The sequence below is a fragment of the Amycolatopsis sp. CFH S0740 genome (assembly GCF_004522315.1).
In the GTDB taxonomy this organism is placed as follows: Bacteria; Actinomycetota; Actinomycetes; order Mycobacteriales; family Pseudonocardiaceae; genus Amycolatopsis; species Amycolatopsis nivea.
This window is the reverse complement of record NZ_SDLS01000014.1, coordinates 62,709-89,089: the sequence shown is the minus strand read 5'-3', so window position 1 is coordinate 89,089 and position 26,381 is coordinate 62,709. Positions and strand designations below refer to the sequence as shown.

Annotated in this window: 25 protein-coding genes; 10 read left to right on the top strand and 15 right to left on the bottom strand. The window is 70.6% G+C overall.

The genetic code is table 11. The annotated features are described in order from the left end of the window. Nucleotides 1-74 precede the first annotated feature (74 nt). Nucleotides 75-1,028: a helix-turn-helix domain-containing protein gene (locus tag EIZ45_RS23595; RefSeq protein ID WP_134665769.1), complete on the top strand. Its 954-nt coding sequence runs from the start codon at nucleotides 75-77 to the stop codon at nucleotides 1,026-1,028. Here EIZ45_RS23595 and EIZ45_RS23590 read toward each other — a convergent pair. Further along, nucleotides 973-2,292 (bottom strand): MFS transporter, encoded by a 1,320-nt coding sequence (locus tag EIZ45_RS23590; RefSeq protein ID WP_134665767.1) that lies wholly within the window; start codon nucleotides 2,290-2,292, stop codon nucleotides 973-975. The genes EIZ45_RS23595 and EIZ45_RS23590 overlap by 56 nt on opposite strands. Nucleotides 2,293-2,373: 81 nt before the next feature. Here EIZ45_RS23590 and EIZ45_RS23585 point away from each other — a divergent pair, with 81 nt between their 5' ends. Next, a complete protein-coding gene (locus EIZ45_RS23585) occupies nucleotides 2,374-3,342 on the top strand; it encodes an Lrp/AsnC family transcriptional regulator (protein WP_370318169.1) in 969 nt (322 codons plus the stop codon). Here the strand turns inward: EIZ45_RS23585 and eccD are convergent. The 6 genes from eccD to EIZ45_RS23555 are packed head-to-tail and all read right to left on the bottom strand — an operon-like array spanning nucleotide 3,332 to nucleotide 8,724. After that, on the bottom strand, nucleotides 3,332-4,708 hold the full coding sequence (gene eccD / locus EIZ45_RS23580; RefSeq protein ID WP_134665765.1) for a type VII secretion integral membrane protein EccD: 1,377 nt from the start codon (nucleotides 4,706-4,708) through the stop codon (nucleotides 3,332-3,334). The two genes, EIZ45_RS23585 and eccD, sit on opposite strands and share 11 nt — an antisense overlap. Then, nucleotides 4,705-5,028, bottom strand: a complete 324-nt coding sequence (locus tag EIZ45_RS23575; RefSeq protein ID WP_037809598.1) for a YbaB/EbfC family nucleoid-associated protein — start codon at nucleotides 5,026-5,028, stop codon at nucleotides 4,705-4,707. The genes eccD and EIZ45_RS23575 overlap by 4 nt, the downstream gene beginning before the upstream one ends. Continuing rightward, nucleotides 5,021-5,512 carry a hypothetical protein gene (locus tag EIZ45_RS23570; protein ID WP_134665763.1) on the bottom strand — a complete coding sequence of 164 codons (492 nt, stop codon included), beginning with the start codon at nucleotides 5,510-5,512 and terminating at the stop codon, nucleotides 5,021-5,023. Before EIZ45_RS23570 ends, EIZ45_RS23575 begins: the two co-directional genes overlap by 8 nt. 5 nt (nucleotides 5,513-5,517) lie before the next feature. Then, entirely contained in the window at nucleotides 5,518-6,864 is a 1,347-nt protein-coding gene (locus EIZ45_RS23565; RefSeq protein ID WP_037809594.1) for a WXG100 family type VII secretion target, read from the bottom strand. Nucleotides 6,865-6,867: 3 nt separating this feature from the next. After that, nucleotides 6,868-7,917 (bottom strand): WXG100 family type VII secretion target, encoded by a 1,050-nt coding sequence (locus EIZ45_RS23560; RefSeq protein ID WP_134665761.1) that lies wholly within the window; start codon nucleotides 7,915-7,917, stop codon nucleotides 6,868-6,870. Between the two features lie 27 nt (nucleotides 7,918-7,944). Next, a complete protein-coding gene (locus EIZ45_RS23555) occupies nucleotides 7,945-8,724 on the bottom strand; it encodes a WXG100 family type VII secretion target (protein ID WP_134665759.1) in 780 nt (259 codons plus the stop codon). 135 nt (nucleotides 8,725-8,859) lie between these two features. Here EIZ45_RS23555 and EIZ45_RS23550 point away from each other — a divergent pair, with 135 nt between their 5' ends. Further along, complete coding sequence (locus EIZ45_RS23550; RefSeq protein ID WP_043828866.1) at nucleotides 8,860-12,804, top strand: type VII secretion protein EccC; 3,945 nt, start codon at nucleotides 8,860-8,862, stop codon at nucleotides 12,802-12,804. 6 nt (nucleotides 12,805-12,810) lie between these two features. Here the strand turns inward: EIZ45_RS23550 and EIZ45_RS23545 are convergent, their stop codons facing one another. Beyond that, entirely contained in the window at nucleotides 12,811-13,071 is a 261-nt protein-coding gene (locus EIZ45_RS23545) for a hypothetical protein (RefSeq protein ID WP_134665757.1), read from the bottom strand. A gap of 268 nt (nucleotides 13,072-13,339) precedes the next feature. Further along, nucleotides 13,340-13,654, bottom strand: a complete 315-nt coding sequence (locus EIZ45_RS46180) for a hypothetical protein (protein ID WP_167756535.1) — start codon at nucleotides 13,652-13,654, stop codon at nucleotides 13,340-13,342. A 307-nt stretch (nucleotides 13,655-13,961) separates the two neighbouring features. Here EIZ45_RS46180 and EIZ45_RS23535 point away from each other — a divergent pair, with 307 nt between their 5' ends. Continuing rightward, nucleotides 13,962-14,666, top strand: coding sequence for a trypsin-like serine protease (locus tag EIZ45_RS23535; RefSeq protein ID WP_037809585.1), 705 nt, complete (start codon nucleotides 13,962-13,964; stop codon nucleotides 14,664-14,666). Between the two features lie 55 nt (nucleotides 14,667-14,721). On the opposite strand, the gene EIZ45_RS23530 is transcribed toward EIZ45_RS23535, so the two are convergent. Together EIZ45_RS23530 and EIZ45_RS23525 are read right to left on the bottom strand one after the other, a co-directional pair. Continuing rightward, nucleotides 14,722-16,164: a class I adenylate-forming enzyme family protein gene (locus EIZ45_RS23530; RefSeq protein ID WP_134665753.1), complete on the bottom strand. Its 1,443-nt coding sequence runs from the start codon at nucleotides 16,162-16,164 to the stop codon at nucleotides 14,722-14,724. 49 nt (nucleotides 16,165-16,213) lie between these two features. Then, nucleotides 16,214-17,188, bottom strand: a complete 975-nt coding sequence (locus EIZ45_RS23525) for a hypothetical protein (protein ID WP_134665751.1) — start codon at nucleotides 17,186-17,188, stop codon at nucleotides 16,214-16,216. A gap of 214 nt (nucleotides 17,189-17,402) precedes the next feature. Here EIZ45_RS23525 and EIZ45_RS23520 point away from each other — a divergent pair, with 214 nt between their 5' ends. From EIZ45_RS23520 to EIZ45_RS23495, 6 genes are all read left to right on the top strand, one after another. Next, nucleotides 17,403-17,744 (top strand): WXG100 family type VII secretion target, encoded by a 342-nt coding sequence (locus EIZ45_RS23520; protein ID WP_078870305.1) that lies wholly within the window; start codon nucleotides 17,403-17,405, stop codon nucleotides 17,742-17,744. Between the two features lie 16 nt (nucleotides 17,745-17,760). Beyond that, nucleotides 17,761-18,060, top strand: a complete 300-nt coding sequence (locus EIZ45_RS23515) for a hypothetical protein (RefSeq protein ID WP_037809581.1) — start codon at nucleotides 17,761-17,763, stop codon at nucleotides 18,058-18,060. Nucleotides 18,061-18,157: 97 nt separating this feature from the next. Continuing rightward, the gene (locus EIZ45_RS23510; RefSeq protein ID WP_037809579.1) at nucleotides 18,158-18,541 is read left to right on the top strand and encodes a hypothetical protein; all 384 of its coding nucleotides are present in this window, start codon (nucleotides 18,158-18,160) and stop codon (nucleotides 18,539-18,541) included. Then, the gene (locus EIZ45_RS23505; protein ID WP_134665749.1) at nucleotides 18,538-19,857 is read left to right on the top strand and encodes a WXG100 family type VII secretion target; all 1,320 of its coding nucleotides are present in this window, start codon (nucleotides 18,538-18,540) and stop codon (nucleotides 19,855-19,857) included. The genes EIZ45_RS23510 and EIZ45_RS23505 overlap by 4 nt, the downstream gene beginning before the upstream one ends. Continuing rightward, entirely contained in the window at nucleotides 19,854-21,131 is a 1,278-nt protein-coding gene (locus tag EIZ45_RS23500) for an alpha/beta hydrolase (protein WP_134665747.1), read from the top strand. The genes EIZ45_RS23505 and EIZ45_RS23500 overlap by 4 nt, the downstream gene beginning before the upstream one ends. Continuing rightward, nucleotides 21,128-21,505 carry a hypothetical protein gene (locus EIZ45_RS23495; RefSeq protein ID WP_043828858.1) on the top strand — a complete coding sequence of 126 codons (378 nt, stop codon included), beginning with the start codon at nucleotides 21,128-21,130 and terminating at the stop codon, nucleotides 21,503-21,505. The genes EIZ45_RS23500 and EIZ45_RS23495 overlap by 4 nt, the downstream gene beginning before the upstream one ends. 15 nt (nucleotides 21,506-21,520) lie before the next feature. Here EIZ45_RS23495 and EIZ45_RS23490 read toward each other — a convergent pair whose 3' ends face one another. The 4 genes from EIZ45_RS23490 to nadA all read right to left on the bottom strand — a co-directional run bounded on the left by EIZ45_RS23490 (nucleotide 21,521) and on the right by nadA (nucleotide 26,302). Next, a complete protein-coding gene (locus tag EIZ45_RS23490; RefSeq protein WP_043828857.1) occupies nucleotides 21,521-22,693 on the bottom strand; it encodes a S8 family serine peptidase in 1,173 nt (390 codons plus the stop codon). Between the two features lie 62 nt (nucleotides 22,694-22,755). Further along, complete coding sequence (nadC, locus tag EIZ45_RS23485; RefSeq protein ID WP_043828856.1) at nucleotides 22,756-23,649, bottom strand: carboxylating nicotinate-nucleotide diphosphorylase; 894 nt, start codon at nucleotides 23,647-23,649, stop codon at nucleotides 22,756-22,758. Next, nucleotides 23,646-25,295 carry an L-aspartate oxidase gene (locus EIZ45_RS23480; protein ID WP_134665745.1) on the bottom strand — a complete coding sequence of 550 codons (1,650 nt, stop codon included), beginning with the start codon at nucleotides 25,293-25,295 and terminating at the stop codon, nucleotides 23,646-23,648. Before EIZ45_RS23480 ends, nadC begins: the two co-directional genes overlap by 4 nt. After that, nucleotides 25,292-26,302: a quinolinate synthase NadA gene (nadA, locus tag EIZ45_RS23475; protein ID WP_037809568.1), complete on the bottom strand. Its 1,011-nt coding sequence runs from the start codon at nucleotides 26,300-26,302 to the stop codon at nucleotides 25,292-25,294. The genes EIZ45_RS23480 and nadA overlap by 4 nt, the downstream gene beginning before the upstream one ends. Nucleotides 26,303-26,381 lie beyond the last annotated feature (79 nt).

Below are 26,381 nucleotides of genomic sequence, written 5' to 3'. Positions count from 1 at the left end.
CTGCCACCTCGCCGCGGCGCGAGCGAGTGGCAGGACTGACGGCTTCCGCAAAATTCCTGCCGTATCCTCGCAGCATGCGAACCGTCGCGGTCGCGCTGGTCGACGACATGCCGTTGTTCGAGCTGGCCATCGCCGCCGAGGTGTTCGGGCCGTCCCGGACCGACCTCGCCGACCCCTGGTACGAGCTGCGGTTCTGCGCGGAGAAGCCGGAAACCCGCACCGAATTCGGCTTCCGGCAGCACGCCAGTCACGGTCTCGAAACGCTCAAGGACGCCGATACCGTGCTGGTTCCCGCCTTGCCGTACGCGTGTGTCCAAACTGGACAGCCGATCCCGGCGCATCTGGTCGACGCCATCCAGGAGGCAGCAGCCCATGGCGCCCGGATCGTTTCGCTGTGCACGGGTGCGTTCGCGCTCGCGGCGGCGGGTCTGCTGGACGGTCGGCGAGCGGCGACGCATTGGATGTACGCCGCCACGCTCGCCATGCTGCATCCGCGGGTTCAGGTGGACGCGTCGGTGCTCTACGTGGACGACGGACAAGTGCTCACCAGCGCCGGACGCAGCGCGGGCATCGACCTCTGCCTGCACGTAGTGCGTAGCGACCTCGGCGCGCACGTCGCCAACGAGGTCGCCCGCCGGATGGTGCTGCCCGCGCATCGCGGCGGCGGGCAGGCGCAGTACGTCTCCGCGACGGTGCCGGACACCGACGACGCCGGGCTCGGGCCGGTGCTGCACTGGGCGACGCGCCACCTCGACCAGCCGCTGACTGTCGAGCAGCTGGCCCGCCGAGCCGGGGTCAGCCCGCGCACGTTCGTCCGCCGGTTCCACGACGCCACCGGGACCACGCCGTTGCAATGGCTGCTCGACCAGCGCGTCCTGCGCGCCCGCAGCCTGCTGGAATCCACCGATCTGCCGGTCGGCCTGATCGGCGAACGCAGCGGCCTCGGTTCGGCGGCCAATCTCCGCCGCCACTTCACACTCCGGCTGGGGACGGCTCCGACGGAATATCGGCGCGCGTTCCGCGGATGAGACCGAGCGCGGTCACCCCGGCCGCGACGGTCAGGGCGACCGCTGTCCAGCACGCGACCGTCACGCCGGCGTCGAGGAAAACCGTGGTCAGCATGGCGACTCCGACGGTTCCGCCGAGTTGCTGCACCGCGTTCAGCAGCCCGGCCGCCGAACCTGTCTCCGAGGGACGGACGAGGGCGAGCGCCGCGGTGAAGAACGGCACGGTGAACAACCCGGTTCCCGTTCCCGCGATCGCCAGCGGGAGCAGCAGCGGCCAGCCCAGTGCGATCCCGGTGATTCCCGCGGCCAGGAAAGCCACGCCAGCAAAGAGAATCCGGGTGCCGAAGCGCGGGACGAGCCAGCGTCCGGCCACAAAGGACGATACTGCCAGTCCGCACGACCACGGCAGCAACGAGAGTCCGGCGGTCCGGGCGTCGGCGTGCTGGGTCAGTTGCAGGAACAGGACGACAACCTGGGTCAGACCGGTCATCACGGCGAAGAACAGCACTGACGTCGTCAATCCAGCCGGGAAACCGAGGCCGCGGAAGAGGCTGCGCTCGATCAGGCCGCCGCAAAACCGTTGCTGCAGAGTGAAAACCACGAGCACCGCCACTCCGGCGGCAACGAGATAACCGTTCCACTGCGTGAGCAGCGGATAGACGACGAGCCCGGCCCCCAGCACGACCAAACCGGTCCCGAGCAGGTCGAGCCGCGGCCGGGAGGCGGACCGGTCTTCGGTCAGCAATCCGGACGCGGCGAGCACGGCGACCCCGAGCGGGACGTTCACCAGGAACACCGACCGCCACGACCAGGCGTCGGTCAGCAGTCCGCCGAGGACCGGACCGCTCACCGCGGCCAGCCCCATCACCGGGCCGATCATGCCGAGTGCGCGCGCCCGGGCCGCGCCGTCGAACAGGACGCGGATGAGGCCGATCGTCTGCGGGATCACCAGGGCGGCCGAAGCTCCCTGCAGGGCCCGGAAAACGAGCAGGAACCCGGGCGTGGTCGCCGCCGCGCACAAGGCCGAGGAGAGCACGAAACCGGCCACGCCGAGTTGGAAGGTGCGGCGTCGGCCGATGATGTCGCCAAGGCGTCCGCCGGTGATCAGCAGGAGCGCGAAGGGCAGCGTGTACCCGGCGGTGTAGAAGGAGATCGTGCTGGGCGCGCCGCCGAGTTCGGCGTGCACCGCGGGCGCGGCGACCTGGACGATGGTGGTGTCGAGGAGGTTCATCGCCTCCGCGACGAGCAGGACCGCCAGCGCGGCCCAGCGACGTGAATCGTTCATGCCGCCAGCCTGGGCGAGCGGCAAGACAGGATTCCAGCCACCGGCTCAAAGGAACAGAAATCTTCCACTCAGGACAGTCTGGTGCAGAATCAAGCCATGCTCGACGACCTCGACCACGCCCTGGTCCACGCACTCCAGATCGACGGCCGCGCCCCGTTCGCGCGGATCGGCACCGTCCTGGGCGTCTCGACGCAGACCGTCGCACGCCGCTACCGACGGCTGCGCGCTGAAGCCGGACTGCGCGTCGTCGGGCTCGCCGCACCGCATCGCGCCGGACAGACGCAGTGGCTCGTGCGGCTCACCGTCGTCCCGGCAGTCGCGCAACGGGTCGCCGACGCGCTCGTCCGCCGCACCGACACGACCTGGGTCAAGCTCGCCGGCGGCGGTACGGAAATCTGCGTCATCGTCCACACCGCCAACGGGTCCGCCCCGGAGCACGGCCTGCTGCTGCACGACATCCCGCGCACGACCGGCATCACTGCCGTGTCCGCGCACCAGCTCCTGCACCTGTATCACGGCGGACCGACCGCCTGGCAAGGCCGCGCCGAGGTTCTCACCGACGCCCAACGCCGCCAACTGGAACCCGAAACCCGCGCCACGGCCGCCGAAGCGACCGCCGCCGACGAGCCCTTGCTCACCGCATTGCAGCGAGACGGCCGCCTAGGCCAGACCGAGCTGGCGACCGTCACCGGCTGGTCCGCCGCGACCGTCGCCCGCCGGATCGCCGACCTGCGCGCGGCGGAAACTCTCTATTTCGACGTGGAAATCGACGCCCGGCTCTTCGGCGCGACCACGCAGGCGCTGCTGTGGATGGCCGTAGCCCCCGCCGACCTCGACGCCGTCGCTACCGAACTAGCCACCCACCGCGAACTAGCCGTCGTCGCCGCGACCACAGGGCCGACGAACCTCCTTGCGCACGCCCTCTGCGCTGATCCCCCAGCCCTGCACCGCTACCTCACCCACCAACTCGGCGCACTCCCCGGCATCCGCTCCTGCGAAACCGCACCAGTCCTGCGCACCCTCAAAGCCGCCAGCCCACTCACCCGCTGACCGCCTCGTACACCCCAGCGATCAACGCCACGAACGGCACCAACGACAACAGCACCAGAAACTCGGAAATATCCAGCAACCGCGACCAGTACGGCGACCGCACCCCGCGCGCGACCCGCGTCGCGTAGAACAGCGACACCACCGCGGCCAGCACCAGCGCCAGTCCGGCCGCGAGGAGCGCGATCCGCTGGTTGTCCGCGATAAGCCAGAAACCCGCGGTCAGCAAGGCGGCGAGACCAAAACCAACCAGCACCAGCCGTTGCGTGCGGCCCGCGTATGCGCGCGAACGCTGGATCCACGCCGTCCCGACCAGCGCCGCCAGCCCGGCTTCCCACGGTCCGCCGGTGGCGAGCACGATCGACGAACCGATCACCACCAGCCCGAGCGCCACCAGCAGGCTGGTGAGCAACGCCTGCGCATACGTCGTCCGCCCGGCCATTTCCGCGCCGAGCGACGGCTGTTCGTTGGCGCGGAAGGATTCCATGTCGTCCGGCACGCGCGGGAGCGGCATCCGGCCCAGCCGCAATGCGAGCATCGGCGCGACAGCCGCCAACGCGGTCGCCAGCACGGCCGCGACAGCCGCGGCGGCAACTGGCTTCGCGCCCGTCAGCAATACCACGCCGGTCGCAATCGCGCCGATCCCGGCCGAACCGACGACCGCGACGAAGAACGGCAGCCGGTCCGCCACCGAAACCGCGGCCAGCACCCCGTAAACAGTCACCGCCGCGAGCCCAGCGGCAAGCGGTCCGGCAGCGAGCGAGAACATCGGATGCGTTGGCAGCAAAGACATCCCGGACAGGAACGCCACGCCGACCCCGGCCAGCGCACCGGCCGCACCCGCGCCCGAATCGCCGTATGCGCGGCTCAGCGCGCCGCCGCCGAGCAGCAGCACGACCGCTAGCAGCCCGGTGCCGATCGGCGCGAGCACGCTGCCCGCCAGCGACGCCTGGATCAGCAGCCCGCCCGCGAACAACAGCAGCGCGGCCGCCGTGATCCCGGCCCGCCGCGCGACCTTCGGCCCCCACGCGGTCGACGCGGATTCGCCGACACTCGCGATCGAGTCGACCACGTCGTCGAACAGCAGCGGGCCGCGCGGACGTTCGCGCGGGGTCAGGTGCAGCACCTCGCCGTCTCGCACCTGCGCGGCGGCCACGGTGAGCCCGAGCGCGAGCGGCGCGCCGCCGAGCCGCGACAGCACCCAGCCCGGATGCTCGGCCGACGCCTGCCCGGCCGCCCCGGCGAGCCGGACCAGCTGCGGCACCAGTTCGGCGAACGTGCTCTGCTGCGGCAGCGCGACGTCCACCCTGGCGCGCGGGGTGACGATCGTGACGCGCCGGGTCGACCCGGCGACGGCCGGCGCGCTCACTGCTGGGACCTGGACGCCTCGATCACCGGGGCGAACTTCGCGCTGCTCGCCTCGGCGAGCTTCTGCAGGCCGGCGTTCACCGCTTCGAGGACGATCTCCGACAGCGTGCGCGCGTCGTACTCGCGGATCGCGCGCTGGTCGATGTCGACCGAGGTGAACCGGCCGTCGCCGCGCAGCGTCACGGTCACCTCGTTCTGCCGCGAGGCGGCCTTGACCTCCATCGCCTCGACTGTGCGCTGGATCCGCTGGACCTCTTCGGTCTGCTTGCGGACCTGCGCGAGCAGCTCGTCCATGTCCGGCACGGCATACGGTTCAGTCACCGTCGTTCTCCTTCTCCTGCGGGGTTTCGCGGCGGACGTGCACGCTGGCGACGAACTTCCGGAAGTCGGGGACGAGCGTGCGCGCGTCCCGCGGATCGGCCGTGCAGACCAGTTCCAGCACGACCCGCCCGGCCGGGCCGGGCACGGTCAGGAACACCTGGATCTGCACCAGATCCTGGCCTTCGCCGGTGCGCATCCGCAAGGTTTGGGTGCAGCCGGGCGCGACCGCACTGCCGACCTCTTGGCGGTCGAGGACGTCGAGCAGCGCCATCGTCCGGCCGAGCCGTTCGACCGCCTCGTCGGCGATGTCCTTCATCGGCAAGGAATCCTGGCGCTGCTGGATGCCGAGCGTGATGTTCGGGGTGAACTCCGCCCGCGGATTCGGGTGCACGGCAACGAAAACGAGACCGGGTGCGATCGGCGGCACCGGCGTCCAGCCCTCCGGGACGTCGAAGCCCAGCGGGAGCGTCACCAGATCCGCCATGGCGCTCACCACGAACCCACATACTGCACGGCGTCGTCCCAAGCCCCGCCGAGCGCGTCCGCCGCCTGACCGGCCGCGTCGCCGACCGCGTCGACCGCCGCGCCGCCGTATTCGCTGACCGCCGCGCCGACCTTCGGCAGGTCGATGTCGATCTTCGCACCGACTCCGGCACCCAGGCCCAACGCGGCACCGGCCTTGAAGTTCATCTTCAAATGCCCGTTGTCATACACGAACTGGCCGTCGAGCTGCGCGCCGATTCCATATTGGACACTCCCGCTCGCGCCGACGCCGACTCCCGCGACATCCGCCGCGACCTGGCCTTCGAGCTTGCCGCCCGCGAAAGCGTTGGCGTGCACCCCAAGCCCGTGCACGCCGAGTTGCGCGGAACCGCTCACCTCGCCGCCTGCGAAAGCCGAACCGCGAGCGCTGCCGTGCGCGACGCCGTAGCTTCCGCTGGTCCCGATGTCCTCCCGGAACCCCAGCTCGGCGTGGCCGGACGCCTTCGCGTCCCAGCCTTGCGAGGAGATTTTTCCGTCGTACTCCGGAATGAAGCCGTCCTGCTCGTGCGCTGTCTTGAGGTAAGTGATCTCGGTGGCGCGGGCGATCGCGCTCTTCTGCTTCGGCTGCCCGAACGGCGTGTCCGCCTTCTTCGGCGCACGGGTGCCTTCGAGCCCGTTCCAGGTCAGCTTCTTCCAGCCGGAATTGCCGAACCACGACGGCACCGAACGCGGCCGCTTCCGTCCGTCGAGCGTGTCGCCGTTGACCCAGGACAACGGGCCGTAGACGCGTTTGCCCAGCTTGCCCGGCTTGCTCATCGGCCCGGCCCACGGCGCGGGGAACAACTCCGCCAGCGCGTCCGACAGCTCGTCGGCGACCTGCCCGGCCGCCGCGACCGCCTGCTCGCCCAAATCCCTTGCCGCGGCGATAAAAGCGCCCACCGCGTTCGGATCCGCCGACCGGGCTTGGTTGATCAGCTGCGCGCCGTACTGATCGAACTGCGCGGCGACGGAGTCAACACCAGAACGCGCCCACCGCAACAGCTGTCCGGCCATCGACAACCGCTTGCTCTGGTCAGCCAGCTTCGTGCCGTCTTCGGTCAACGCGTGCGCGACGTCGGCCGCTGCTGTCGCGTACGCGGTGTACGCAGCACCGTCCCAGTCAGCGTGCAATGCCGTGGCCGCGTCCGCGATTTCGGTGGCTTTGCCGGTAATCGTGGACGCGTTGGTGCCGCAGCGGTTCGCCGCCGCTTCGAGCGCCGCCGGGTCGCCCGTGACCCGGCGCTGGTATTCGACCAGCACCTGCCGGTAGTTCGACAGCACCGAGCTGACGACTCCGGACGCGTCCACGGCCACCGGCTACGCGCCCTTCACGTCGATGTCGACGTGCTGCTGGAAGTGTTTGCCCTGGTAGGTGACGTCGACATCGATGTCCACGTCCTGCCCGGCCGGGGCCTCGACGGTCGACTGCCCGGTGGTCAGGTCGGTGTGGATCACGACCTCGTGCGCACCGGTCGACTGGCCCGGCACCGAAGGCACCGAAGGCGCGGGAGACGGTGCCGGAGCCGGGTGGTCCACCGGAATCCAGCTGTTCCCCGCATTGGCCCCCACACCCGCACCGCCGCCAGAAGGCCAGCCGCCAGTACCGCTGCCCGTCGGCCAGCCGCCGTTGGCCAACGCGGGCGGCGTGTAGTTCGTGAACGACGGGTTCCCGCCGGGCACTCCCCCGCCGCTGCCGCCGATGGCCGCCTGCCCGGACGCGCTCGCGACCGGCGCGGGCATCTGCGGCGCGGTGACCGGCGTGCCGGAGACCGCCGCGTTGCCCGCCGCTCCTCCTCCGTCGGAAGAACCGTGGTGGAACAGCTTTTCGAGGTCGCCGATGATCGTCGCGACCTGGGTGATCTGGTTCGCGAGGTCGCCCGCGCCGAGCGCCTTCAGCAGCCCGCCGACCGCGGTGATGAATCCGCGCAGCGTCGCGCTGGTAGCGGTGGAAAGCGCGACCGCGGCCCCGTAGGTCCACCAGTTCGACATCAGCGACGCGACGGTCGGGTTCACCGCCGCGACCACCGACCGGTACGCCTCCTGCGCCGTCTTCACCAGCGTGCCGGAAACGCCGAGCAGTTCAGCGCCCTTCTCGATCACGGTGATGATCTTCGTGAGCTGGTCGAGCGAGTGGGAGATCTTCTGCAGCGCCGATTCCGACGCCCCGCCGGACCAGACCTTGCCGAGCTGGTCGGCGGCCCTGCTGAGCTCGGTGTAGAGCGAGGTCAGCTCGGCGGCCTTGTGCAGCAGGTCGAGGACGTGCTTCGCGATCTGCTCCGGCTGGCCGGTGACGATCTGCGGCAGCACGGTGATCGGGCCCCCGCCGGAAGCGGTGGCGTCCATCGCGCTGGAGTTCGGGAAGAGCATCGGACCTCACTTGGTCGGGGTTCGGGGTCAGACGGAGGCGGGCCGGTACACGCTGACCTTGGCCAGTCCGCCGAGGCCCGGATCGAGCAGGCCATGGTTGTAGAGAGCGCCGCCGTCCCCGGCGACGCCGATCACCGGATGCTGGTCGGCGAGCAGAAGCGGCTCCACCACGACGACGTCACCGCTGTGCACGCCGCCGGGCACGTCGCCGAAGGTGCGCGCGGTGCCCGAATAGACCTCGATCAGGCCGACGCGCGCCTGGTTGTCGGCGTCGCCGGCGAGCCAGTCGTTGAAGTCCGCGACGCCGTGGAACCGGGCGTCGGTGAGCGGATGCTCGGCGAGCCTGCCGAGATCCGCGTCGCCGAGGTAACGCAGGACGTTGCCGACTGACGACGGTTCGCCGTGCGCACCGGCGCTGTCGGTGATCGCTGCCTCGGCCAAGTGCGCGGCGTGCGGTGTTCCCCAGATCGACGTCAACGACGGCGACGAGGACTGCGCATGGCCGCCGCCGTAGCCGTCGGATACTGCTTCGTCGGCGCTTTGGTAAGCGTCCGCGCTGTGCTTGACCAGGCCGTTGATCTCCTGCAGCAATTGCAGCAGCGAGCGCACCGCGGTCACCTGCTGCGAGTGCAGCGCCTCGTTCGCCGCCGCGACGACGCTGCCGAAACTGGCGAACGTCGTCGGCTGCAGGACGAGTTTTTCCAGGTCCGCGACGGCGTTGATGCCGTGGGCGATGACGGCGCCCACGTTGCCGACGGTGGAGCGCATGGCCTCCGGCTCGGCCCGGTACTCGCCGGTCGTGCCCATGGCGCTCCCTCCCGCTCTCCCGCGATCGACGCACCGGTGCGGGGCGTCTGCGCAGAGCGTAAGTTCGCGCCGCCGGGCGAGCGGACGGCAAAAGTACCCACCGCGACCGGACAGCGGACGGCCAAAATACGGGGCATGAGTGCCCCCCGCGACCGCCTCGGCCTGCTCGGCGAGCAGCCTGGGGAGATCATGCTGCAGTCCCCGCCGATGCTGCCCAAGAGCGGCTCCGGCGGCGTGATGCAGCTCATGATGTTCCTGCCGATGATGCTCGGCATGGGCGCGATGTCGTTCGTCTACATCGGACGCGACGGCGGGGTGATGACCTGGATCTTCGGCGCGCTGTTCGTCACCGCGATGGGCGGCATGATCGTGATGTCGCTCGGCCGCGGCGGCATGGCGAAGAAGGCGCAGATCAACGAGGAGCGCCGCGACTACCAGCGGTACCTCGCGGGCCTGCGCACGCGCGTGCGCGCGGTCGCCGACTCCCAGCGCGCCACGCTGATCGCGCAGCAGCCGGATCCGGCCGACCTGTGGGCGTACGTCGAAACCGACCAGCACTGGGACCGCCGCCGCGGCGACCGCTCGTTCGCGATGGTGCGCGCGGCCACCGGCCCGCAGCCGCTCGCGACGCCGTTGCGCGCGCCGCAGATCGCGCCGCTGGAAGAGCTGGACCCGGTTTCCTCCACCAACCTCAAGCACTTCATCCAGACTTTCTCGACCGTCGAGGGCCTGCCGGTTTCGATCTCGCTGCGCTCCTACGCGGCCGCGACGCTGTCCGGGCGTCGGTTCGAGGTGCTCGGGATGACCCGCGCGGTGCTGGCGCAGCTGGTGACTTTCCATTCCCCGACCGACCTGCGCGTGGCGTTCTGCGTTGCCCCGGACCGTTCGCACGACTGGGAATGGGCGAAGTGGCTGCCGCACGCCACCGCGCCGGTGCTGTCCGACGCGACCGGCCCGCGGCGGCTGTTCGCCGACAGCGCCCCGGAACTCGCGAAGCTGCTCGGTCCTGATCTCGGCGACCGTCCGGCGTTCTCGCGCCGTGGTGCCGCCGCCGACCTGCCGCACATCGTGCTCGTCGTCGACGGCGGAGACTCCCACGGCGAACCGCGGCTGCTGGCCGAGGACGGCCGGCTGGGCGTCACGGTGCTGGAGATCGGCGGCGACCAGCCGCGCGCGACGTCGACCGACCGGTTGCTGAGCCTGCACGTCGCTCCGGATCAGCTCGGCATGGTGGTGCTCGACGGCACCGAAGCGCGGCTCGGGTTCCTCGGCATGCCGGACCGGCTCGACCACGGCGCGGCCGAAGCGCTGGCCCGGATGCTGACGCCGCTGCACCAAGGCGGCGCGGTGGTCAGCGAACAGCCGATGTCCTCGACGTTCGGGCTCGCCGGGCTGCTCGGCATCGGCGACCCGCGCGACACCGACCCGACCGTCACCTGGGCACCGCGCCCGGCGCGCGACCGGCTGCGGATCCCGCTGGGCGTCAACCCCGACGGCCGCCCGGTCGACCTGGACCTCAAGGAATCCGCCGAGGGCGGCATGGGCCCGCACGGGCTGGTGATCGGCGCGACCGGGTCCGGCAAGAGCGAACTGCTGCGCACGCTGGTCACCGCGCTGGCCGTCACGCATTCGTCGGAGAAGCTGAACCTCGCGCTGATCGACTTCAAAGGCGGCGCGACGTTCGCGGGAATGACCAACCTGCCGCACACCTGCGCGGTGATCACGAACCTGTCCGACGACCTCGCGCTCGTCGACCGCATGGCGGACGCGCTGAACGGCGAACTGCTGCGGCGTCAGGAACTTCTGCACGCAGCCGGGAATTACGCGTCGGTGCGCGATTACGAGAAGGCGCGCGCGGACGGTACGCCGCTGCAACCGTTGCCGTCGCTGCTGGTGATCATCGACGAGTTCTCCGAGCTGCTTTCGTCGCGGCCGGAGTTCATCGACCTGTTCGTCGCGATCGGACGACTCGGTCGTTCCCTCGGAATCCACCTGCTGCTCGCTTCTCAACGGCTGGAGGAAGGCCGCCTGCGCGGGCTCGACTCGCACCTGTCGTACCGGATCGGCCTGCGCACGTTCTCCGCCGCGGAAAGCCGTGCGGTGCTGGGTGTCGCGGACGCCTACCAACTGCCGCCGGTGCCGGGTTCGGCTTATCTGAAGTCCGACAACGACACCCTGATCCGGCTCAAAGCCGCTTACGTCTCCGGCGAACTCCCGCCGCGCAGCCGGATCGTGCGCTCGGACGGACAACAACTCGGCGTGCTGCCCTTCACCCTGGGCCCGGTTGAGGTCCCGGTCGCCGAACAACCCGCCGCCGAGGCTCCGGAGAAGGGCACCGGCGAGACCATCATCGGCGCGATGCTGTCCCGTTTGGAGGGACGCGGCCCGGCCGCGCACCAGATCTGGCTGCCCCCGCTGGCCGAACCGCCCACTTTGGACCAGCTGCTGCCGCCCATCGGCGAAGACCCGCGCCGCGGTCTGTGCCCGCTCGGCTGGGGCGGCAACGGCAAACTCACCATTCCCGTCGCGTTGGTGGACAAGCCTTTCGAACAGCGCCGCGACATGCTGTGGGCGGATTTCTCCGGCGCCGCGGGCAACGCGGTCATCGTCGGCGCACCGCAAAGCGGCAAGTCGACATTGATGAAGGACATCGCGGCGATGCTCGCGCTCACCCACACCCCCGCCGAAGTGCAGTTCTTCATCCTGGACATGGGCGGCGGCGCACTGGCCCCGATCGCCGGCCTCCCGCACGTCTCGGGCTACGCCACCCGCCGCGACCCGCAACGCTGCCGCCGGGTCGTCGCGGAACTGGTCACTTTGCTGGAACAGCGGGAAGAGTTCTTCGCCGCGCACGGGATCGAGTCGATGGCCGCCTTCCGCAGCCGCCGCGGCGAGTTCACCGAAAGCAGCGACGACCGCGAGTTCGGCGATGTCTTCCTGTTCGTGGACAACTGGACCACCATCCGCTCCGAATACGAACGCCTGGAAGAACAAATCACCGCGCTCGCCCAACGGGGTCTCGGCTTCGGCATCCACGTCCTGGTCTCGCTGAACCAGTGGATCGGCGCCCGTGCGCAGCTGCGTGACGCCATCAGCACCCGCTTCGAACTGCGCCTGGGCGACCCGGCGGATTCGTCGATCGACCGCAAGATCGCACAAAACGTCCCCGCCGACCGCCCCGGCCGCGGCCTGACCGCCGACAAACTGCACTTCCTCGCGGCCCTCCCGCGCATCGACTCCGACCAACGCCCGGAAACCGTCGGCGCCGGCGGTCTGGACCTGGTCCGCCGAGTCTCCGCCGCCTGGACCGGCCCCCGCGCCCCTCAAGTTCGCCTCCTCCCGCCGGAAGTCCCGCTGGACTCCTTGCCCGCCGCCCCGTCCGGCCGGATCACGTTGGGATTGGCGGAATCCACGCTGCGCCCCGTCCACCTGGACTTCCGGACGGACCCGCACTTCCTCGCTTTCGGCGACGTCGAATCGGGCAAGAGCTCACTGCTGCGCGCGCTCGTCACCGGCATCTGCCAGGCGAACACTCCCGACGAGGCGTTGATCCTGGTCGGCGACTACCGCCGCGGCCTGCTCGGCGTGGTAGACCAACCGCACCTGCTCGGCTATGCCGGTGCCGAGAACACGTTGACCGACTTGGTGAACCAATGCGCGACCGCGATGCGCAACCGCCTCCCCGGCCCGGACGTCACGCCCGACCAGCTGCGCAACCGCTCGTGGTGGCGCGGCCCAGACCTGTACGTGGTCATCGACGACTACGAACTCGTCGCCACCGCGGGCCGGAACCCAGTGCTGCCCTTGCTGGAATTCCTGCCGCAAGCACGGGATATCGGCCTGCACCTCATCCTGGCCCGCTCCTCCGGCGGCGCCGGACGCGGCCTGTACGAGGCGGTGATCCAGCGGGTGCGGGAACTGGGCTCGCCAGGCCTGGTCATGTCCGGCGGCAAGGAAGAGGGCGCACTGCTGGGCGATGTGAAACCCTCGCCGCAGCCCGCGGGCCGGGGAACGCTGGTGTCGCGTCGGCACGGAACTGAGCTGGTGCAGGTGGCGTGGACCAAGCCGGTGGAGGACTGAACGGGCTCAGTCGAGGAAGACCTCTAGGTGGGTCAGGTGGCTCACGTAGGAAACGTCCCAGTCCGCGGGTACCTCACTGCGGACCCGCCGGACCAGCTCCCAACCTCGCTCGTCGAAACGGCGCCCGGCTTCCTCCGAGGGGAAGGCGGGCGCTGGGTCGGCGTAGTTCAGCGTGTCGTCCCATTCGTCTTGCCACGCGGACAGGTCGTGAGACAGTTCCTCGCTCAGCCCGAGCTCCGGCGACGCGGGGTCGCCAGTGGTGGTCACCGAGCTGACGAGCGAAACAACCCGGTAGGCAACGGCTGGCAGACCCTCAGCGAAATCTTCTCGCCGGGCGCGGACATCCTGTACGCCCGCGGCAGCCACGGCAAGAGCCCGTGGGGCAACGAGACGGTGCCGGTGCTGCGCTGGTACCGCTACTCCGACAACACCGACACGTGGGCCCCGCCCCTAATTCCTGCAAACTCGCGGGCTGATCGCCAGGCACCGTTCGTGAGGGGAACCCTGAGGGAATCTGATTCCCTCAGGGTTCCCCTCACGACGGCGGCTCGAAGCGGCCCGCGCGATCTCCGGCGGTGTGCGCGAAATCCGGATCGGTTTGCCCCCGAATACCTTGACCAGCCGGAAAAACCTCGCCGACGCGCTCGGGATCGTCGCCGTCCTCGGAGACGGGACAGACGCCCACCGCGCCCTCCGCGAAGCCCTCTCCGAACTGCTTACCGCCGTGCTGGTCGCCGGAATCCCCCGCCGTGTAGCCGATTTCGCCGCCGGTGCGCACGAACGCGTCCTGGAAAGCGCGGTAGTGACCGGCGTCGACCGTCAACTCGGCGGAATCGCCGACTCCGGTCAACTGGCCCCAAGCCGCCCAGGACTACCGGACGGAAACCACCAGCCTCCTGCTCGCCGTCCTCTGGCACCCGTGGCGAGCCCGGCTCCGCATCCGCAGACTTCGCGTCGCCGTGCACGCCCTGCACCGAACGCAAGAAGCCGCCGTCGCCGTGCTCACCCGTCCGGAGCAAGCCGATGCCCTCCACCGGCGGCTGGACCCGGACGGCGCGCTCCGCGAAACGTGGATCGAAGACCGACTTCCGTAGGTTACCGGATTTCCACTTGCCGCCTACGGTCGGGAAATCACCACCGAGGCGGAGGGATTTTCCATGCGTTACGCGAAAGCGGCGGCCGTGGTCGCCGGGGCTGCGATGGCCTTCGGGGTCGGGGCGGTCGTCCCGGCGAGTGCCGACACGCACATCATCGGCGGCGACACCGTGAAGTCGGCCCCGTGGGGCGCCCAGGTGTTCTGGGACGACGTCACCGACTACGGCGGCTTCGAATGCTCCGGCACGATCATCGCCTCGCAGTGGGTGCTCACCGCGCAGCACTGCCTGAACAAGGGCGGCATGCACGTCAAGGTCGGCGACGTCGCGCTGGGTCAGGGCACCGAAGCCGCGGTCGACGAGCAGAAGGCCTCGCCCAACGGCGACATCGCCCTGCTGCACCTGAAGTCCGCTGTGGACACCACGTTCATGAAGCTGGCCGACAAGGATCCGGAAAACGGTGCCACCAACCAGATTTACGGCTGGGGCCGCACCAAGGACCAGAGCCCGCCCTCGGACACGCTCAAGACCGCGGACGTCCAGGTGACCGGCGAGAGCACGGACGCCTTCAACGGCAAGGCGATCGCGAGCAAGGGCGTCACCGGCTCCTCGTGGCACGGCGACTCCGGCGGCCCGCAGCTGGCCGACGGCGTCCAGGTCGGCGTCTGCTCCACCGGCGAGAACTCCGGCAGCGACGAACACGGCACCCAGAACTACGCCAGCGTCGCCAACAGCCGCGACTGGATCAAGCAGACCGCGGGCGTCTGATCCGCGCGTTCCGGCCTGCCGCCCCCGTGCGCGGCAGGCCGGAACCCCGCGGCGATCACCGGGCGAGGGCGCGCAGCGCGGCCTTGTCCGGTTTTCCCGACTCCGCGACCGGAACCTCGTCCAGCACCGTGAACGAAGCCGGAACCGCGGCCTCCCCCAATTCCGCGGCCACCGCCGCCCGCAATTCCCCCGGATCCGGAGTGCGCCCCGGCGCGGCGACCACGAACGCGTGCGCCGCTTCCCCGGTCCGTTCGTCCGGAACCGCGACGACATACGCCTGATCCACGGCGGAATGCGCGGCGAGCGCGCGCTCGATCGGCCCGGTGTAATGAATCACCGCGTTCACGATCACCACATCCCGGGCGCGACCGGTCAAATACAGAAAACCGTTCTCGTCGAGCCGCCCGATGTCCTGCGTGCGGACCCAACCGTCGGCCAGCACCGTCCCGCTCAGCGAAGGATCGCGCCAGTAGCCCGCGAAAGCCCTTGCGGTACGGGCGAAAACCTCCCCCGTCTCCCCAGCGGGAACCGCACGGCCCGAAGCATCCCGCACCTCCAGCGAAACCCCTTCGACCGGCAATCCGACCGAAGCGATCGCCTCCGGATGCGCAGCCACGTCCGCCGTGTCCAGCACCGTCAATTTCCCGGTCTCGGTCTGCCCGTATCCTTGCCGCAACGCGGGTCCGATTCGCTCGAATCCCTCAGCCAGCAACCCGGGTTCCACCGGAGACCCGGCGACGGTCAGCATTCGCAGCCCGGAAAGATCGATTTCCTCCTCCCGCAGCACATCCAGCATCCGGTACAACCGGGGAACCGTCACCAGCGCCGCCGTGATGTCCAACCGCGGCAGAATCCAGGGAAAGTCCGGCAGCCCCTCCGGAATCACCGCGGTACCGCCAGCGAGCAAACAAGCCTGCAAATGCAGCACCATCACCGCGCTGCTCAAAGTCCCGAACAGCAGGAACCGCCGGTAGTCCGCCGCCGAATCCCCGGCCCGCTGCTCGAGCCCGAACTCCCCCAACGCGTCGAACCGGTACGCGACCCCCTTGGGCACCCCCGTGCTCCCGCTGGTGAACACCACCCAGCCGACGTCCGACGGTTTCCCGCACGGCACCGGTTCCTCATCCGCGGCAAGGAGTTCCGGCCCGATCGGAAGCGTCCGCACCCCCGCCAGCTCCGGCAGTTCGGCGTCGGTCACCACCGCGGTCACCCCGTCCAGCACCGCGTCGAGATGCGCCGCGGGCAACCCGGCCCGCACCCCCACCGCCCGAGCGCCCAGCGTCTGCACCGCGATCTGGGCGGCCCAGCCCTCCGGCGTCACCCCGGTCGCGAGCCCGACGCCGTCTCCCGGCCGGATCCCGGCCGCCCGCAGCCCGGCGGCGAACCGGCCGATCAGGTCGAGCACCTCGCCCCGGCGCACCCGCCGCTCCCCGTGCTCGAACGCGATCGCGTCCGGCGCGCGCCGCAGCGCGTCCAGCAGGTCTTGGGGAAATGCCATCACACCGTCCTCCCGTCGGGCCAACCCGCCAAGGCGTACCGGAGAGATCTCAGAATCCCCTCAGCGCATGCCGCTCATCGGGAACACCCGCGCGAGACCGGACCGACAGCAAGCCGCCAAGCGCCACCACGGCGACCAAGCCAAAAGACGCCGACAGCGTCCAAAAGTCCGGCCGCACAATCGACTGCCCGCGCATCGCCTGCCACGCCGTAATAACGATGACCCCCGCGTACCCGGCCGCCCCAGTCCACACCAGCCGACGCCGCACCAGCTCGTGCGACAACACCGGATACCGCCGGGACAACGCGACCAGCGCCAAAGCGAGCAGCGGCAACGCCTGAATCGCGTGGATCCCGACGAAATGCGGGATCCGCAGGTCCCCTCCGACCGTGCTCCAGCCCAGCAGCGGCAGCCCCGGCCCGCCGTCCTCGAGACCGATCGTGTGCCCGCCGATCATCGCCGGTTTCCCGCCGCCGTCCAGTACCCGCTGCTGCGCCGGGCTGGCCGAGAACATCAGGAGCGCCAACCCCATTCCGCCCGCCGCGAGCGCGGTTCCCCACCGCAGCGCGGACGTCAGCGCGCGGTCCGGCAGCTTTTGGAACAGCAGCAGCACGACTACCGCCGCGGTCGCGGCCCACGCGGTGAACGCGCCGGTGGCCAGGATGTTGCCGATCGTGACGTCGGCCGGCGTCGCGTGGTTGAAGTGCAACGGCCGGTCCTGGAACAGCACCTGCCACACCAGCAACGCCATGTCCGTGCCCATGCCGACCGCGAACGCCGTGCCCATCCACCAGCCGGCTCGGCGGCCGCGCTTCACCAGTGAAAGCAGCCACGCCAGCGTCGGCGCGTACAACGCCACCGAAACCGCGAATTTGAACGGTTTCGCCCACAGCGGCGCGTTGACGAGCGTGCGATCATCCAGGAGCAGCCCGAACCCGCACGCGACCAGCAGCACCGCCATCGCCCCGGCCAGCACCCCCAGCGGGCGATGCAGCCGGAACAGCCGTAATCCCCAGGAAGTCATGGGGGTCAGCCTGGCCGCGCGCGGGGCCGCGAGCACTGGCGTCGTCCCCCGTCTTGCTGGTAGGGAGCGCCCCACCTGTGGGTAATAGTGCCGTCAAAGCGACCGGCAGTTGTGCCGTTTGACCACACCCGCTCTTTTTCTAGCGTGACATTCACACCGCGCGGCCCGCCGCGCACCGGGATTTTCCACGAGAGGGAAGGAGGTGGCCCGTCAGATGTCCAGTCCGGGATTCCAGGCAGATTCCGCTGCCATGACGCGCGCCGTCCAGGGCTTCGAGGAAACCGCTTCGAACGCTAAGACGACCATGGCCAGCTTGGAGTCCGAGCTGACCGAGACGCTGCGGAACTACAAGGGCGACCAGGCGGTCGCCTTCTGGGACCTGCAGCGCAGGCTTCAGGAGAAGATGGGCGCCGCCGTCCGGGAGCTCGACACCATGTCGCAGCTCGTGCACACCAGCCACGCGAACTACAACTCGGGCGACTCCGACGTGCACCAGAGCTTCCAGAGCGTCAGCCACACCGTCGAGGGCAACGTGATCCCTCGCCTCAACCCCTGAGAGAGGACAAGACACCATGGCTGACGTCGTAGAAATCAGCTTCGGGGCCCTGCAGCACAGCTCCGCGTCGCTCGCCGCCAAGGCGAAGGCGCTGACCTCCCAGCTGGAGCAGCTGCACCAGAACCTGCAGCCGATCACCCAGACCTGGTACGCCTCGGGCAGCTCCGCCGGTGAAGCGGCGCGCGCGTCCGAGACCCGGCTCCGCCAGGCGACCGCCGACATCGTCGCGATCATCGCGCAGTTCGGCACCAAGGTCGGCGACGCCCACGATCTCCAGCACCAGCTGGAGAACCGCAACCAGGGCCTGTTCGCCTGATCCGGCCCCGACGCCGGCCGTCCGGGGCGGGACCACCCCCCGCCCGCTCCGGACGGCCGGCTTTCCCGCGTCCTGCCGCACGAGAGGTCACCGGCCGATGCCCGACCAGTCGTACTACGTCCACCTGGAATCGCTGACGGACTTCGTCCGGGAGCTGGAAACCCAGATCCACGCGATGTCCCGGCCGAACGACTTCCTGCGCACCCTCGGGGAGCATCCGCTGCTGTTCGGGGAGTTCGGGGAAGCCGCTTCGCTCGCCGACGCCCACCGCGCCGCGGTCGCCGAGATGCAGGGCCTGCTCGAGCAGGTCCGCGGGGCGATCACGTTCGCGCAGGACGTCACCACCACCGTCGCCGACGGATACGCCCAGGCCGACCAGTCGGTCGCGGGCGATCTGCACCAATCGGGTCAGCAGACCGGTCTGCTCGACCCGCTTTTTTCGTTGCTGGGCCTTGATTCTTCAGGGGGTAAGAACACATGAGCGGGCCTCGCACCAACTTCGCCGGCTACACCCACCAGCAGCTCTACGCGATGCTGCAGGCGGGCGACCCGACCACCGCGCGCGCCGCGGCCGAACAGTGGAGTTCGGCCTCGCGCGGGCTGTACGACCAGGCCGAGAACCTGTCGGACCAGCTCACCGACTTCTCCAGCTCGTGGACCGGCGGCGCGGCCGACCAGTACCGGACCATGATGACCGACCTGGTCGGCGGCATCCGCAAGGTCGCGGTCACCGCGCAGGGCATGCGCGACATGCTGGAGGACGCCGCGGACGCGCTGGTCAAGGCGAAGGCCGAGATGCCGCCGCCGGTCGCGGTGCCGGACGTCTCCCCCGCCGACGTCGCGCTCGCGGTCAACCCGCCGCTGCTTCCGGCGGACACCCCGCCGGCCACGATCATCGCCGCGACGCAGCAACGGCAGCAGGCGATCGCCAACGTCGAAGCGCAGCAACAGGCCGCCAACGCCGCCGGCTCCGCGCACGCGAAGGCGATCGTCGTCATGAACAACCTCGCGACGAACTACGACACCGCCGAAGACTCGATCCCGGTCTCGCCCAACGCGGCCGCCCCGCCGCCCAAGCCGGTCCCCGGCGGCGGCGCTTCGACCGGCGGCGCCGGCGCGATCGGCAACACCCCGGACGGCGGCACCGCGGTCGGCGCACCCGTCGATTCGCACCCGCTGCCCACCGACGGCACGCAGGTTCCCGGCTCTTCGCAGCCCGGACACCCGGCGCAGAATCCGGGCAGCCCGCTGTTCGGCGACATGTTCACCGCCGGTCTCGCGGCCGCTTCCGCGGCGGCGTTCGGCCGGTTCGGGTCGATCATGCCGAAGGTTCCGCCGTGGGCCTCGGGCAAGGACAAAGACAAGGACGGCAAGGACAAGGAGCAGGACGCGCCTCCGGGCACGAAGCTCGGCGGCGGAGCCGGTCCCGCGGGCGGCGGCGGCGGGATCCCGGTCGGCGGCGGGGAAGCCCCGTCGATCGACGGCGGCGGCATTCCGTCCGGCGGCGGTCTCAGCGGCGCCGGGGAAGCTCCGGCCGCGCACTCCGGGCTCGCCGGGAACGCGCAGTCGAACGTCCTCAGCGGACTCGCGGGCGGTGCCGCCGGGGCAGCGGGCGCGGCGGCCAAGAGCGCCATGCCGATGATGCCCATGATGCCGATGGGCGGCATGGGAGCGGGCGGGGACCTTGGCTCCGGCCGCCGGATTCCCGCGTGGCTCGTCGAAACCGAGAACGTGTGGGGCCAGCAGGCTCCGGTCGCGCCCTCGGTCATCGGCGAAGAGCCGGCCGACCAGCCGTGACCGGCGGCTACCGGGTCGCACCGGCGAAACTCGCCACTGCGGCGTCCGAATTGGACACTCGCGCCGGCGCGCTCCGGACCGTCCAGCAGGCCGTGGCGGGCGAACGAATCCCCGCCACGGCCTTCGGCCAGGTCTCCGCGTCGTCCGGATGTGCCGCCGGGCTCGCGAAAACGTTCAGCGCACTCGCCGCGGACGTCGACCAGCGCGTCGCCCGCGCCCAGGTCCTTCGCGACGGCCTCACGGCTTCGTCGGCGGGCTACCGGCGCGCCGACGAGCAGGTGGCGGCGATGTACCGTTCGCTGCTGCCCGAAGATCCGGTGCCGTCAGCCGGGAAATCGGCCGCCAGCGGCGGCTGGGCCGGGACCATCGCGGCCAACCGGATGAAGGTGTCCGACGCGCTCGCCGCCGAACGGACCCGCCTGGCCGGACTGTCCGACCCGGACGCCATCGCCCGCTCGAAGCGGCGGATCGCGTTGTACCAAAGCATTATCGACGACCACCGGCAGATCCTGCGGTTCGATCCGTCCGGCAACGGCCGGATCGCCGAACTGGTCGGCACGATCCAGCCGGGCACGCGCAACGTCGGGCTGTTCGTGCCCGGCGTGCACACCCGGATGGACACCTTCCAGTCCTACGCCGACCTCGGCCGCAGCCTCGTCGCCGCCGACCCGAGCGGCCGGACCGCGATGGTCGTCTGGGCCGACGGGGTCTTCCCGCAGAACGTCACCACCGAGGGCGCCGAAGCCAGCTATGCGCAGACGATGGCCCCGAACCTCAAGGCGTTCGGCGACGAACTGCGCGGCCAGGTCGACTCCCAGACCGGCGGCGCGGCCACGATCACCGCGATCGGCCACAGCTACGGCGGCGCCACCGTCGGGCTCGCTGACCAGCAAGGCTTGCCAGTGGACCGGGTGCTGCACGTAGAGTCGGCGGGCATGGGACACGGCGTATGGAGCCCAGCAGACCTGCCGCCGAGCCAAGCCGGCGTGCAGCGGTATTCGATGACCGCCCCGCTGGACCCGATCATCCTCGCCCAGGGCAACGCCGGGGCACTGGAATGGACCGGCATCGGCCACGGCGCCGACCCGGACACCTTCCCCGGCGTCACCGATCTCACCACCGGCCGCGACGCCGCCGGCGACGTGCAGTGGGGCTTGTCCTCGCACAGCGGCGTGCTCAAACCGGGTTCGGATTCGTGGGAGAACATCTACGGCGTGCTGACCGGCGGCCACGTCACCGAAGCGCCCGCGCCGGTTCCGGCGGTGCTGCCGTGATCACGCGCGAATTGAAGGACCTGGCTGCCGAACTGACGAACGTCATCGACAGCGTCGCCGCCGCGTTCGGCTCCCGTGCACTGCCCACAGTGGACGGTGAGCTGGACTGCGATCCCGCGCAGCCGGGCCATTTGGTGTGCTGGCAGTACGGAGTCCGGCTGGAGGAGCGCCCCGCCGCGCTGCGGGTGCTGACCGAAGCGGTGCGACCGACGCTGGAAAAGGCGGGCTGGGAATCCTACGACCGCAGCACTTATCGGGAAGTGATCGCACGGTTTTCCCGGGACGGCGCGGATTTCAGCGTGCACATCGCCCGCGACGGACGCGGGGTGGCGATCATCGGCTCGACGCGCCTCGTGAGTGCTAATCCCGGTTAGAACCGCGATTGCCGCTCACGACGCCCGAAACCGCGACGGCCGCCACCCGCGCCGCCGCCCCCGCCGGAACGCCGCGACACCAATCCCCGCCCCAGCAGCAACCACAACCCCACCCACCGCGACAACTCCAGCCGCCACATCAGACCTCGGCCGAACCTGAGCCGCAGCCGGAACCACCACAGGCAACTCAGACCGCACCGCAGCCGCACTCGGACCAGGCGCGTTGGCAGGCAAGGTGGAAGACACCGCAGCGTAAGCGTCGAGCATTCCCCAACCGCGGCGCGGGTCATGCGCGCCGGACGGCGGGCGGGAAGCAGTGAGCATCAACCGGTTCACCACTTCCTCGCCCTTCAGCTCCGGATGCGCCGAACGAACCAGCGCCGCCACCCCGGCGACATAAGCCGCGGCGAGGCTCGGGTCGGTGATCGGCCAGCGATGCGCGACCGCGCCCCCGCCGCCGGCCGACGTGCTCACCAAATTCGCGCCAGGCGCGGCGATTCCGAGGTAATCCCCGGCTTCGGACTGCACTGGCGCGCCGGATTCGTCCGTCGAACCGACCGCGAGGACGCCCTTCGACGCAGTCGGGTAAGTATGCGCCCCTTGCTGAGTCGCCGCCGCGGCCGAAATCACCACGGCCCCGCGCGACTTCGCGTGGTCGAGCGCCGCACCGAGCGCCGGGCTGTCCGAACCCGCCGGGACCGCCACGAGAATCACTCCCGCCCCGCGGTCGACCGCCGTGTCGATCGCACCCGCCAGCGCGACTGGATCACCGCCGCCGTCCGAGGACGAGCCGTTGCTTTCGGTGTAGCGCAAGGGAAGCAGCTTCACGCCGGGTGCGACACCGGTGAAGGTGGTCTCGTTCGCCGGCTGCGCGCCGACGATGCCCGCGGCGATCGTGCCCCGGCCGTCGCAATCGGAATCCGCGGTGCCGGCGCCGCCGAGCACCTGTCCGGGCCCGAATTGCGCGTTCTGCTTGTCGACCCCGGTGCCGATCACCGCGACGGTCTGGCCCTCGCCCCTCGTCAGGGCCCACAGCCGCGGCGGGTTGACCAGCCGCTGCCCCCAGGACACCGCCCCGGTGTACGGGCCGGACGGATTCGCGCACGAAGCCGCTCCGGCCGAGGCGGCCGTGACGGGCAGGCCGAGCGCCACGAGCGCGGCCACCGCTCCGGCGGCAATTCCCCGCACCGCGGCCCCCTCCCCTTGTCGGACAAGGAGATTCTAGTGGAGAGCGGGCCGCGGCGACAGGGTTACCGCAGGTCCATCCCGAGATCGAGAGCGGGCGAGGAATGCGTGAGCCCGCCGACTGACAGGTAGTCCACTCCGGACTCGGCGTACGGTCGCGCACGGTCGAGCGTCAGCCCGCCGGACGACTCCAGCCGCGTCTTCGGCGACACTTCATTCCGCCGCGCGACCGCCTTCACGCACTCCTCCGGCGTGAAGTTGTCGAGCAGCACCTCGTCCGCCTCGGCGGCCAGCGCCTCGTCCAGCTGGGCCAGATCGTCCACCTCGACCTCACACGCCAGCTGCGGCGCGAGTTCCCGGGCCGCCGCCAGCGCCGCGGTGACCGAACCGGCCGCGACCACGTGGTTGTCCTTGATCAGCACCGCGTCGCCGAGACCCATCCGGTGGTTCACGCCGCCGCCGCATCGCACCGCGTACTTCTGCAGCAGCCGCAACCCCGGGATCGTCTTGCGCGAATCCCTTACCGCAGCACCGGTTCCCTCGATCGCGGACACCCACGCCGCGGTCGCCGTCGCCACTCCGGACAGCAGGCACAACAGGTTCAGCGCCGTGCGCTCCGCGGTCAGCAATCCGCGCACCGGACCGCGCAGCACGAGCACCGGTTCCCCCGCGACGGCGGGCGAACCGTCCTCGCGGATCGAGACCACCTCGTAGTCGGAACCGAGCACCTCGTCGAAAACCGCCAGCGCCACCGGAATCCCGGCGACGACCCCGGCGACGCGCGGCGTCAGCTCGGCCACCGCGCGAGCGTCCGCCGGAACCGTGGACGCCGTCGTCGCGTCCGGCCCGTACCGCAAGTCCTCTTCCAGCGCCGTGGTGACGACCCGCCGGACGTCGGCGACGTCCAGCCCGTCCACCACCAGTGCCCGCACGACTGCTTCCGAGAATTCCCCGCTCATGCCACCCCTTCCAACGACGCCGCCTCGACCAGCACCGGCTGTCCCGACGGGCTCAGCCGGATCAGCTGGCTCCGCCGCAGCCCTTCGACCCGCTCCGGGAAGTCCGTCCGCACGTGACATCCCCGCGATTCCGTCCGTCGCTCCGCCGCCGCGAGCAACGCCTGCGCCGCCACGGTGAGCGCCGCGTCCTCGACCGCGCGGTGCGTCCACAACGGACTGTCCGTTGTCGACAAGTCGAGCGCCGAGCCCGCCGCGGCGAGCCCGTCCGCGTCCCGGCCGATCGCCGCGTACCGGCTCATCACCCGTTGCAGCACATCGCGTTCCGCCGCCGGCGCGGTGGTCCGTTCCGGAATCCGGCCGCGCGAAGGATCCGGCAGCAACCCAGCGGCCAGATCCGCGGCTACCGCCTCCGCAGCTCGCTGCCCGACGACCAATCCTTCGAGAAGACTGTTGGACGCCAACCGGTTCGCCCCGTGCAGTCCGGTGCGAGCCACCTCGCCCGCCGCGTACAGCCCGCGCACGGTCGAGCGTCCGTCCACAGTGGCCACCACACCGCCGCACGCGAAGTGCGCCGCGGGGGTCACCGGAATCGCGTCCACCGCCGGGTCGATCCCCAGCACCGCGCACGCCGCGTGCACCGTCGGGAACCGCTTCGCGAACCCGGGAATGCCGGTGGCGTCAAGGAAAACGTGATCGTCGATGCCGCCGGGAGCCAACGCCTGCCGCCGGGTGATCGCCGCCGCCACGACGTCGCGCGGAGCCAGATCGCCGAGCGGATGCACCCCGGCCATCACCGACGCGCCCGCGCCGTCCACGAGCGTCGCACCCTCGCCGCGCACCGCCTCCGTGACGAGCGGACACCGCCCGCGCGCACCCGGCGTGTACAGCACCGTCGGGTGGAACTGCACGAACTCGATGTCGGCCACCGCCGCACCGGCGCGCAATGCGAGCGCCAGCCCGTCGCCCGTCGCGATCTCGGGATTGGAGGTCGCCTGGTACAGCTGCCCGTACCCGCCGCTTGCCAGCACCACCGCCGACGCGCGCACCACCCCGGGCACGCCGTTGCGGTCGAGCACCGTCACCCCGGCCACCTCGCCCGCGGACGTGCGCAGCGCGTCGACCGCGATGTGGTGCTCCAGCACCGGAATCCGCCGTTCGCCGGCCTGCGCGACGAGCGCGCGCTCGACCTCCGCACCGGTCGCGTCGCCACCCGCGTGGATGACCCGGAACGCGCTGTGCCCACCCTCGCGTGCCCTTGCCAGCGCGCCCGCACTGTGGTCGAACACCGCGCCGTTCTGCCGCAACTCCGTGACCGCCGCCGGACCGCCGCCGACGATCGACCGCACCGCGTCCTCGTCGCAGAGCCCGGCTCCGGCGGTGAGCGTGTCCGCCGTGTGTTTCTCGACCGTGTCGCCCTCGTCGCGCTCGCCGTCCAGCACCACGGCCACGCCGCCCTGCGCCCACCGGGTGTTGCCGTCGGCGACCGCCGCTTTAGTCACGACCAGCACGTGCAGCCCGAGTTCGCGGGCCCGCAGCGCCGCCGACAACCCGGCCACACCGCTGCCGATCACGACGACATCGGCCCGGGCCTCCCACCGCGGATCTGGTGAGGTTTTCGCCTCATCGGCGTTAACTAGGCCGCTCATTCCCCACCGCCAGGCTGCCCGATTTCGATCATCCGCTGCACCGAGGCGCGGGCCCGCGAAGCCGTCTCCGGGTCGACGTGGACCTCGTCCGCGCCCTCGGTGAGGCTCCGCAACAGCGCGGCCGGGGTGATCATCTTCATGTACCGGCACGACGCCCGGTCGTTCACCGCGCGGAAGTCGATCTCCGGCGCGGCCTTGCGCAGCTGGTGGATCATGCCGATCTCGGTGGCCACGAGCACCGAGGTCGCCTTGGTGTCGCGCGCCGCGTGCACCATGTCGCCGGTGGAGAGGATCTTGACCCGCTCCGGGGCCACCGCACCCTCTCCGGCCAGGTAAAGCGCCGACGTCGCGCAGCCGCATTCGGGGTGGATGAACAGGTCGGCGTCCGGGTTCTCCTCGGCGCGCGCGGCCAGTTCGGCCCCGTTGATGCCGGCGTGCACGTGGCATTCGCCGGCCCAGACGTGCATGTTCTCGCGCCCGGTCACGCGCTTGACGTGCGCGCCGAGGAACTGGTCCGGCAGGAAGAGAACTTCCTGGTCAGCCGGGATGGAAGCGACCACGTCGACCGCGTTCGACGACGTGCAGCAGATGTCCGTCTCGGCCTTGACCTCGGCCGTCGTGTTCACGTACGACACGACCACCGCGCCCGGGTGCTCGGCCTTCCATTCGCGCAGCTGAGCGCCGGTGATGGAGTCGGCGAGCGAGCAGCCTGCCCGCGCGTCCGGGATCAGCACCGTCTTCTCCGGGGCCAGGATCTTCGCGGTCTCGGCCATGAAGTGCACGCCGCAGAAGACGATCGTGGACGCGTCGCTGCTGGCCGCGATGCGGCTGAGCGCCAGAGAGTCGCCGGTGAAGTCCGCGATGTCCTGGATCTCCGGGACCTGGTAGTTGTGCGCGAGCAGCACCGCGTCGCGCTTGCGGGCGAGCTCCCGCACGCGGGCGGCCCAGTCGGCGTCCGCCTCGACCCCGCCGTAAGGGGTCAGATCCTGGTCAAGCGTGGTGGTCATGTGTTCGGCCCTCTCGAGAATCGCCGGCCTCGGAACCGGATCGACCCCGGTTCCTCCCCAACCCGGTTTTCGCCTTATA

What these genes read in the sequence shown, in the direction of transcription:
- EIZ45_RS23590 (WP_134665767.1), bottom strand. Translation starts at nt 2,292, where the DNA reads ATGAACGATTCACGTCGCTGGGCCGCGCTGGCGGTCCTGCTCGTCGCG.
- EIZ45_RS23555 (WP_134665759.1), bottom strand. Translation starts at nt 8,724, where the DNA reads ATGGGCACGACCGGCGAGTACCGGGCCGAGCCGGAGGCCATGCGCTCC.
- EIZ45_RS23595 (WP_134665769.1), top strand. Translation starts at nt 75, where the DNA reads ATGCGAACCGTCGCGGTCGCGCTGGTCGACGACATGCCGTTGTTCGAG.
- EIZ45_RS23550 (WP_043828866.1), top strand. Translation starts at nt 8,860, where the DNA reads ATGAGTGCCCCCCGCGACCGCCTCGGCCTGCTCGGCGAGCAGCCTGGG.
- EIZ45_RS23480 (WP_134665745.1), bottom strand. Translation starts at nt 25,295, where the DNA reads ATGAGCGGCCTAGTTAACGCCGATGAGGCGAAAACCTCACCAGATCCG.
- EIZ45_RS23520 (WP_078870305.1), top strand. Translation starts at nt 17,403, where the DNA reads ATGTCCAGTCCGGGATTCCAGGCAGATTCCGCTGCCATGACGCGCGCC.
- nadA (WP_037809568.1), bottom strand. Translation starts at nt 26,302, where the DNA reads ATGACCACCACGCTTGACCAGGATCTGACCCCTTACGGCGGGGTCGAG.
- EIZ45_RS23570 (WP_134665763.1), bottom strand. Translation starts at nt 5,512, where the DNA reads ATGGCGGATCTGGTGACGCTCCCGCTGGGCTTCGACGTCCCGGAGGGC.
- EIZ45_RS23525 (WP_134665751.1), bottom strand. Translation starts at nt 17,188, where the DNA reads ATGACTTCCTGGGGATTACGGCTGTTCCGGCTGCATCGCCCGCTGGGG.
- EIZ45_RS23515 (WP_037809581.1), top strand. Translation starts at nt 17,761, where the DNA reads ATGGCTGACGTCGTAGAAATCAGCTTCGGGGCCCTGCAGCACAGCTCC.
- EIZ45_RS23560 (WP_134665761.1), bottom strand. Translation starts at nt 7,917, where the DNA reads ATGCTCTTCCCGAACTCCAGCGCGATGGACGCCACCGCTTCCGGCGGG.
- EIZ45_RS23535 (WP_037809585.1), top strand. Translation starts at nt 13,962, where the DNA reads ATGCGTTACGCGAAAGCGGCGGCCGTGGTCGCCGGGGCTGCGATGGCC.
- EIZ45_RS23510 (WP_037809579.1), top strand. Translation starts at nt 18,158, where the DNA reads ATGCCCGACCAGTCGTACTACGTCCACCTGGAATCGCTGACGGACTTC.
- EIZ45_RS23530 (WP_134665753.1), bottom strand. Translation starts at nt 16,164, where the DNA reads ATGGCATTTCCCCAAGACCTGCTGGACGCGCTGCGGCGCGCGCCGGAC.
- EIZ45_RS23505 (WP_134665749.1), top strand. Translation starts at nt 18,538, where the DNA reads ATGAGCGGGCCTCGCACCAACTTCGCCGGCTACACCCACCAGCAGCTC.
- nadC (WP_043828856.1), bottom strand. Translation starts at nt 23,649, where the DNA reads ATGAGCGGGGAATTCTCGGAAGCAGTCGTGCGGGCACTGGTGGTGGAC.